The 7,377-nt window shown below is 47.1% G+C and carries 6 protein-coding genes and 1 tRNA gene; 6 read left to right on the plus strand and 1 reads right to left on the minus strand.

The window, feature by feature from the left end:
* Nucleotides 1-313 precede the first annotated feature (313 nt).
* Nucleotides 314-2,053: a recombinase family protein gene (locus SBI19_RS10675; RefSeq protein ID WP_317967828.1), complete on the plus strand. Its 1,740-nt coding sequence runs from the start codon at nt 314-316 to the stop codon at nt 2,051-2,053.
* 33 nt (nt 2,054-2,086) lie between these two features.
* A tRNA-Ala gene (locus SBI19_RS10680) sits at nt 2,087-2,200 on the plus strand.
* A gap of 482 nt (nt 2,201-2,682) precedes the next feature.
* Here the strand turns inward: SBI19_RS10680 and SBI19_RS10685 are convergent.
* Nucleotides 2,683-4,035: an LLM class flavin-dependent oxidoreductase gene (locus SBI19_RS10685; RefSeq protein WP_317967830.1), complete on the minus strand. Its 1,353-nt coding sequence runs from the start codon at nt 4,033-4,035 to the stop codon at nt 2,683-2,685.
* A 230-nt stretch (nt 4,036-4,265) separates the two neighbouring features.
* Here SBI19_RS10685 and SBI19_RS10690 point away from each other — a divergent pair, with 230 nt between their 5' ends.
* The 4 genes from SBI19_RS10690 (at nt 4,266) to SBI19_RS10705 (ending at nt 7,250) form a co-directional block, all read left to right on the plus strand.
* The gene (locus SBI19_RS10690; RefSeq protein WP_317967832.1) at nt 4,266-5,051 is read left to right on the plus strand and encodes a methionine ABC transporter ATP-binding protein; all 786 of its coding nucleotides are present in this window, start codon (nt 4,266-4,268) and stop codon (nt 5,049-5,051) included.
* Nucleotides 5,048-5,716, plus strand: a complete 669-nt coding sequence (locus SBI19_RS10695) for a methionine ABC transporter permease (RefSeq protein WP_317967834.1) — start codon at nt 5,048-5,050, stop codon at nt 5,714-5,716. The genes SBI19_RS10690 and SBI19_RS10695 overlap by 4 nt, the downstream gene beginning before the upstream one ends.
* 68 nt (nt 5,717-5,784) lie before the next feature.
* Nucleotides 5,785-6,675, plus strand: coding sequence for a MetQ/NlpA family ABC transporter substrate-binding protein (locus SBI19_RS10700; RefSeq protein ID WP_317967836.1), 891 nt, complete (start codon nt 5,785-5,787; stop codon nt 6,673-6,675).
* 29 nt (nt 6,676-6,704) lie between these two features.
* On the plus strand, nt 6,705-7,250 hold the full coding sequence (locus tag SBI19_RS10705) for an OsmC family protein (protein WP_317967838.1): 546 nt from the start codon (nt 6,705-6,707) through the stop codon (nt 7,248-7,250).
* Nucleotides 7,251-7,377 lie beyond the last annotated feature (127 nt).

The following is a 7,377-nucleotide window of genomic DNA, read 5'->3' on the forward strand; positions in this document are numbered from 1 at the left end:
CAAATTTATCGAAAAGCGATTATGATTTGGTGTTAGAAGACGAATGCGTGGTGGGGTTCAAACGGTATAACAAGGAATTTGGGATGTGGGTTGAACTCAGATTCTCGGAAATTGATAGTGATGCAAAGGAAATGTTGCTTATCACCCTGGTTGACGAGTACGCGAAGCAGACACTTTTGTAGACGCAATTGACCATTTATATCAGCACTTGGCATTACGAAGAAAGAGTTTGAAAACACTTCATTGACATGTTAATACAACAAGGATCGTTGTTGTTTCGACTAATTATACTTGCGAAGGGATGGCACTTAAAATGGTTGTAGCAAATAGAAATGCTAATAATTTCACTACTAATAGCGATACAAAAGTTAAGAAAGTTGGAACACTTTATCGGGTATCGACTAAGAAGCAGGTTCATTTCTCTGAGAACGGCGGTGATATTCCAACTCAGAGAAAGGCTTGTCATGACTTTATTAGAAGCATGCCAGGTTGGGTTTTGGCGGAAGAATGTGAATACTACGAGAAAGGCGTCTCGGGATTTAAGACTCGTGCAGAGAATCGAGACGTAATTCAACAGGCAAAAGATGATGCTCTCAAAGGTAAATTCGATGTCTTACTGGTGTTTATGTTTGACCGACTTGGTCGAATCGATGACGAGACCCCGTTCGTTTTAGAGTGGTTTGTTAAGCAAGGAATTGAAATGTGGTCTGTTAAGGAAGGTCAGCAAAAAATTGAAGGTCAAATGGATAAGTTGACGAACTATCTCCGATTTTGGACTGCAAATACAGAAAGTGTTAATACTACACATCGAGTAAAGAACAGTCACGATCAAATGGTGAAAGAGGGAGTCTATCGAGGGGGAACTGTACCATATGGTTATACCATTGTGGAGTCTGGCGAGATTAGTAATCGAGGTAGGGTGTTACATAAAGTAGTGATCGAACCTGATGCAGCAGAGATTGTTAAAATGATGTACGATCTTGTGGATCAAGAGGGGTATGGTCAGTATCGAATTTCTAAATTACTTAATGAGAAAGGATTAAAAACAAATCGAGGTAAGCCTTGGTCTTCCCCATCAGTTAGTGTTGTCCTTCGTAATCCTCTATATAAGGGGTTCATGGCAATAAATCGGGGGTCAAGTGAAGAAATCTATGCTGAAAAACCTAATCCTGAACTGGTCATCATTGACGAGGAGAAATGGAATCGAGTCCAAGCAGTACGAGAAGGTCGGAACCCTGAAAACAGGAAAAACAAAAATAAAGAGAATATTCTGATGAGCACCAAGAGCACTTTGTTACTTATTGGTATGAGTCGTTGTGGATGTTGTGGTCATGTCTTATCCGCTACTTGGAATAAAAAAGATCACAAATTAAAGGATGGTTCGATTCAGAGTTATAGGTATCCAAAGTATCGTTGTTCTGGGAAAGGCGCTCAGAAAGTAACCGCTTGTTCGGGTCAAACAACTTACGCTCAGAAGAAACTCGAAGGTATTGTTTTAGATGAAGTTTATCGATATCTTGATCATCTGGAATGCGGGGATATTGATGAGCAACTTAATAAGTTAAAGAGTGAAAAGGTAAGCGATGAAGAAAAAGTACTAAAAGGCATAAAAAAGCAGTTGGCTAAAGCTACTCAAGAACTTACTGCTTTGGATGATGAATTGATGAAAGTCATTATGGGAAAGAGTGTTTTGACTCGAGAGAAGATCAGCACTATGATGAGTGACAAAGAAAACGAAGTAAATGATTTGAAGTCCAAAGTTGCTGATCTTGAACAAGAGCTGAATTCACGAAATGTAAAGCGTACAGAACTTGAAGTACTTAAAAAACGGATACCAATCTGGCGTGATGTATTTAGACGTTCATCCATTGCTAAGCAGAAGATGATGCTAAACACCATCGTTGGTCAAGTTGACGTATTTCGCAATAAAGTAGTTATTAAGTTCAACTTACGGATCGGGAGCTTTATCGCAGCGATGGGAATTGACACGAATGAGCGGCTAGGTAATAAGAAATTGTTGGCACAAAATGTGATCACTAGTAATAAAGGTTAGTTTGTTTTACTAGAGCTCCTGCTTTTTCATGCGGGGGCTTTATTTTTGCGTTGAGATTCTGCTTTTTGGGTGCTAAACTGATAACTACGTTAGAGCGCATCGCTGGCAGCGATGAGGTCAGGGGTTCGATCCCCCTAGGCTCCACCAACTAAACAATCAAACCACGTCCGTTGGACGTGGTTTTCTGTTTATTTGGAGGACTGCCTAGGGGTGAGAACCCCTAATGGGGTTCGTCCGCGCGGACGGAGTGAATGAGTAGGCATCATTGAGTAAGCTTCACGGAGGAGCACGGCGTCTGAATCTACCGCTAAAGTCTGCGAAGGATAAGCATCGTCAGCCTACAATAAGGATTCATACAACCCCCGACTTCCTTGGGCGAACCCCTGGGGTTCAGTCCGCGCGCAGGGAGTGGAAGTGTCACTTCGAGGAATTAGCTTCAAACGGACGAGCACGGCGTCTGAATCTACCGCTAAAATCTGCGAAGGATAAGCATCGTCAGCCTAAAATAAGGATTCATACAACCCATGATGGATCAACGAGCTGAGCGAGATGAAGCCCACTAGGCACCACCAACAAATATAGCACGCCAATTATCTGGCGTGCTTTTTTGTTGTTTTGGCGAATCCCCATTAGGGGGCGAATCCGGGTTCATAAGCGTAACGGTTTGCCGGAAACGGAAGGCCCAGATGCTCCCTCAAGGTAGAGCCGGTGTACTCCAAACGGAACAAGCCGCGCTTTTGCAAAATGGGGACGACCTGCTCGACGAAATCCTCCAAACCGTCGGGTAACGAAGGCGCCATCAGCATAAAGCCGTCGGCAGCGCGGTTTCGGAACCAATACTCTAAAGTGTCGGCAATTTTCTCCGGAGTACCGACCAGATGGTCGTTGCTGAACGATCCCGTGAGAAGGGAGTAAACCTCGCGAAGTGTCGGGTTTATCCGTGCAATAATCGGCTGATGCTTCAAGTAATCGGTTTTGGTCATCGGGAGGCGATCGAGTCCGGCATCCACGGCCCGATCGTCAAGTGCAAAGCCGGTGAAATCGACGAAGCCTTGAAAATAATCGGACAAGAAACCGATGCCGGTTTCTTCGGGAATGAGGGACTCCAGTCGGCTTCTTTTCTCTCTGGCCTCTTCTTCTGTAGAGCCGATAATGGGAGAGATGCCTTGTAAAATATAAACTTGATCCGGATTCCGACCGGCCGCCGCTACTTTGTTCTTGAAGGTATCATAGTAAGCCCTCGCATCATCGAAATCGTACTTGATCGAGAAAATGACTTCTCCTACCCGGGAAGAGAGCTCTTGCCCGGAATCGGAGACGCCGGCCTGAAATAGTACGGGGCGTCCTTGTGGGGAACGACCGATATTCAGAGGACCTTCCACCGAGAAGAACTCTCCCTTGTGCTGGAGCCGATGCAGCTTGTTGCGATCAAAGAACACTCCGCTCTCTTTGTCGTGAATAAACGCATTGTCCTCCCAGCTATCCCACAGTCCCAGCACCACTTCCAGGAATTCATTCGCCCTTCGATAGCGGAATCCATGCTCAAGATGCTCTTCGGCACCGAAATTTCTCGCTGTGTTGCCTGATAAATCGCGGGTCGTGACGATGTTCCAGCCAGCCCGACCCTTGCTAATATGATCGACGGACATCAACAGACGAGCGAGGTTGAACGGCTCGATGTAGGAGGTAGATGCTGTTGCGACAATGCCGATGTGCTCCGTGCTGCCCGCCAACGCGGCGATAAGTGTGATCGGCTCGTAACGATTTAGAATGTTGGGATGAGAGACTTCATTGATCGCTAGGCTGTCTGCTAGAAATGCGATATCGAATTTCCCTTTTTCGGCTGTTCTTACAAGCTTCTTGTAGTAGTCGATATCAATGCTGGCACCAGCGAGCGCTTGCGGCAGTCTCCATGAGGCGACATGCATGCCGGTACCAACCAGATAAGCCGACAGTTTCATTTGGCGTGTTGCAATGCTCATGATAAGCCTCCCAAATACAAGTGTTTTGATGTGAATAGTATAATTAAAAGCTTCCTGTTTGGGAAGATATTGACACCTTATGAAAAATGAATTAAATTGATATAAGCACATCGGAATAATAAGAATTTAATACGGTTCATTAAGCTGACCAGATATCTGGAAACTAAGTACTCGTCCTTCGATGAAGGGGGAAGGGCTTAGTTTTTTTTATTGTATGAGGAGGTGACGATTTGATTCTCGTGGAGCAACTGAGCAAAACCTACGTGACGACAAAAGGAAGCGTCTCAGCGCTGGACCGCATCGATTTACAGATAGCCGCAGGTGAAATCTTCGGCATTATCGGAGTTAGCGGGGCTGGCAAATCCACGCTGATCCGGTGCATGAACCGACTGGAGGAACCGGATTCGGGGCGTATCTGGATCGGAGGCGACGATATCACGCAATTGAGCGGTCGTAGACTTCGCAAGGCTAGGCAGAAGATCGGAATGATCTTTCAACATTTTAATCTGCTAGACGGTAAAACCGTGTATCAGAATGTTGCGTTTCCGCTCGTGGTCGCAGGTCATCCAAGGGAGCGGATTCGGCTGCGTGTCCGGGAGATTCTTGACTTGGTTAACCTGTCCGACAAGGAAGAAGCATACCCGGCGCAACTTAGCGGGGGGCAGAAGCAGAGGGTTGGTATTGCCCGCGCGCTCGCGAATGAACCCGATGTACTTCTAAGCGATGAAGCGACTTCGGCTCTCGATCCGGAGACGACCTATTCCATCTTGGAACTGCTAAAGGACATTAACCGCCAGTTGAAGCTGACGATCGTGCTTATTACTCACGAGCTGGAGGTTCTCCAGCATATATGCGATAGCATGGCCGTCATCGAGAATGGGAGAATCGTGGAGACCGGTCCAGTTGCAAATTTGTTCTTGAATCCGAAGAGCGATACCGCGCGGAGATTCGTAGGCGTTCTGGAGCAATATCGTGCTAGACGAGGCTTAATCGCAGGAGTGGGGGAGGGGATATGAAAAACGATTTATTTGAACTCCTGTGGAAAGCTCTTCGAGAGACTCTCTATATGGTGGCCTGGTCATCCTTCTTCGCCCTTATATTAGGGTTGGCCCTGGGTATTCTGCTCGTTGTAACCGACAAGGGGCATGTCCTGCAGTCCGTGCCTATCAACAAGGTGATCAGCTTCCTCATCAATGGAGTTCGATCGATTCCGTTTATCATCCTGATCGTGCTTTTACTTCCCTTAGCGCGGCTGATCGTAGGAACTTCGCTTGGTCCAACCGCTGCTATCGTTGCGTTATCGATCGGCGCTGCCCCTTTCCTGGGAAGAATCGTGGAGAATTCGTTAAAGGAAGTGAGCGGAGGGAAGATTGAAGCGGCGATCGCAGTCGGAGCTTCGCCCGTTACAATCATCTTCCGTGTTCTCATTCCTGAAGCACTTCCAGCACTTGTGCGAGGCGTAACCATTGCCATCATCGGAATTACCGAATTAACGGCTGTTGCCGGAGCTATCGGGGCTGGCGGGCTAGGAAGTCTAGCGATTCGCTTCGGCTACCAACGATTTCGGGAGGATATCATGTTCGCCACCGTCTTGGTCATCATCCTTCTGATTCAATCGATTCAGTGGACCGGCGATGGGATAGCGAAGTCCATTCACAACAGGCGTTATAAGCTCGAATAATACTCGTTTGCCGGCGAAAAGCGATTTGAAGGTATCACAAATTTATATAAAAGAAAGTAGGAGAGAAAATGTCTAAGAAAAGAATGGTCGTCCTTGTTGCCTTCCTGTTTGTTGTGAGCTTGATTGCCGTTGCATGCGGTTCGGATGACAAGGGGTCCTCCGACAATAGTTCTAAGCAAGCCTCTGCTAATCAAAATCCAAGCGACAGTGCGTCTTCGTCCGCCTCCGAGCCGGTTAAAGAAGTCACGTTAAAAGTCGGAGCGGCAGCCGTGCCTCATGCTGAGATTTTGGAGTTCATCAAGCCTAAGCTTAAAGCGGAAGGCATTAATCTGGAGATCGAAGTGCTCGACGATGAAGGACAGTTGAATCCGGCATTGCAGGAGAAGCAGATCGATGCCAACTACTTCCAACACGTTCCTTACTTGGATTCCGTCAAAGACGAGAAGGGCTACAACTTCGCCGTGACGGCGAAAGTGCATGTGGAGCCGATCGGCTTCTACTCGAGCAAGCTCAAATCCAAGGATGAAATCCAAGAAGGCGCCACAATCGGCATTCCGAACAATCCATCCAATGAGTATCGTGCTCTCGTTCTCCTGCAGCAGCAGGGTTTGATCAAGCTCAAAGACGGGCTGACGACTTACGAAGCAACGCCGAAGGATATCATCGACAATCCGAAAAAACTCAAATTCGTAGAAGCTGATTCCGCGACATTGCCAAGATCTCTGCCGGATCTGGACGGAGCGATCATTAATACAAACTTGGTTCTGGAAGCTAAGATCGATCCGCAGAGCGCGCTGTTCAGAGAAGACGCAAATTCGCCGTACGCGAATGTCATCGTTGTAAGAAGCGGGGACGAGAATCGAGATGAGATTAAGAAGTTGGACGACGCGTTAACAACACCGGAAGTGAAGAAATTTATTGAAGAGAAATACGGAGTAGCGGTTGTTCCTGCGTTCTAAGCTAATATAGGAGAGGGGATAGAAGAAGCATGGGAACCTTGAATGAATACTTGACACAGAAGAGGGAAGCGCTTCTAGCTCGTAGAGCTCTAGCCGAACAACAGCCGGATCAAGTTAACTCTCTCAGTGCTAAGGCAAGAGCGTCAGGAAGAAGCGGCGTTCGGGAAATCCGAATTCGTGATTTTCAAGTCATAAGCGACAGTCCACCGGATTTCGCGGGTTATAACCTTGGCCCTTCTTCGCCTGAGCTTCAGCTTGGGGTGCTGGGAAGCTGCTTGACGCACATCGCATTAATCCAAGCCGCTGAAAGACAGGTCTCCCTTCATTCGCTAGAAGTTGAAGTAACAGGAGAGATGCACCCGCTTGCCGGTCGTCCAGGTTATGAGCATATCCCGATTTACCCTCATAACATTCAATACAAATTGGTAATAGAATCCGAAGAGTCAGAGGAAACCTTGCAGGCGCTTCATCAAGCGATCGAGCAGGTTTGTCCGATCTTCAACCTGCTTCGCAACCCCCAGCAAATTGAAGGACAATTGGTTGTCAGTCGTCTGAACCCGGAATCCGTGTTGTAGGACTAGTTTTACATATACAAGTTTAATGTGGCGAAGCAAGCCCCGATTTCCTTCTAGCGTGAAGTGGTCAAGACCCTAATTAATGGACAGTAAGAAAAACCCCTACTTCGCAAGCTGGCTCTGGTAC

This window comes from Paenibacillus sp. CCS19 (assembly GCF_033239625.1).
Taxonomy (GTDB): Bacteria; Bacillota; Bacilli; order Paenibacillales; family Paenibacillaceae; genus Paenibacillus_T.

What these genes read in the sequence shown, in the direction of transcription:
- SBI19_RS10675 (WP_317967828.1), top strand. Translation starts at nt 314, where the DNA reads ATGGTTGTAGCAAATAGAAATGCTAATAATTTCACTACTAATAGCGAT.
- SBI19_RS10705 (WP_317967838.1), top strand. Translation starts at nt 6,705, where the DNA reads ATGGGAACCTTGAATGAATACTTGACACAGAAGAGGGAAGCGCTTCTA.
- SBI19_RS10685 (WP_317967830.1), bottom strand. Translation starts at nt 4,035, where the DNA reads ATGAGCATTGCAACACGCCAAATGAAACTGTCGGCTTATCTGGTTGGT.
- SBI19_RS10700 (WP_317967836.1), top strand. Translation starts at nt 5,785, where the DNA reads ATGTCTAAGAAAAGAATGGTCGTCCTTGTTGCCTTCCTGTTTGTTGTG.
- SBI19_RS10695 (WP_317967834.1), top strand. Translation starts at nt 5,048, where the DNA reads ATGAAAAACGATTTATTTGAACTCCTGTGGAAAGCTCTTCGAGAGACT.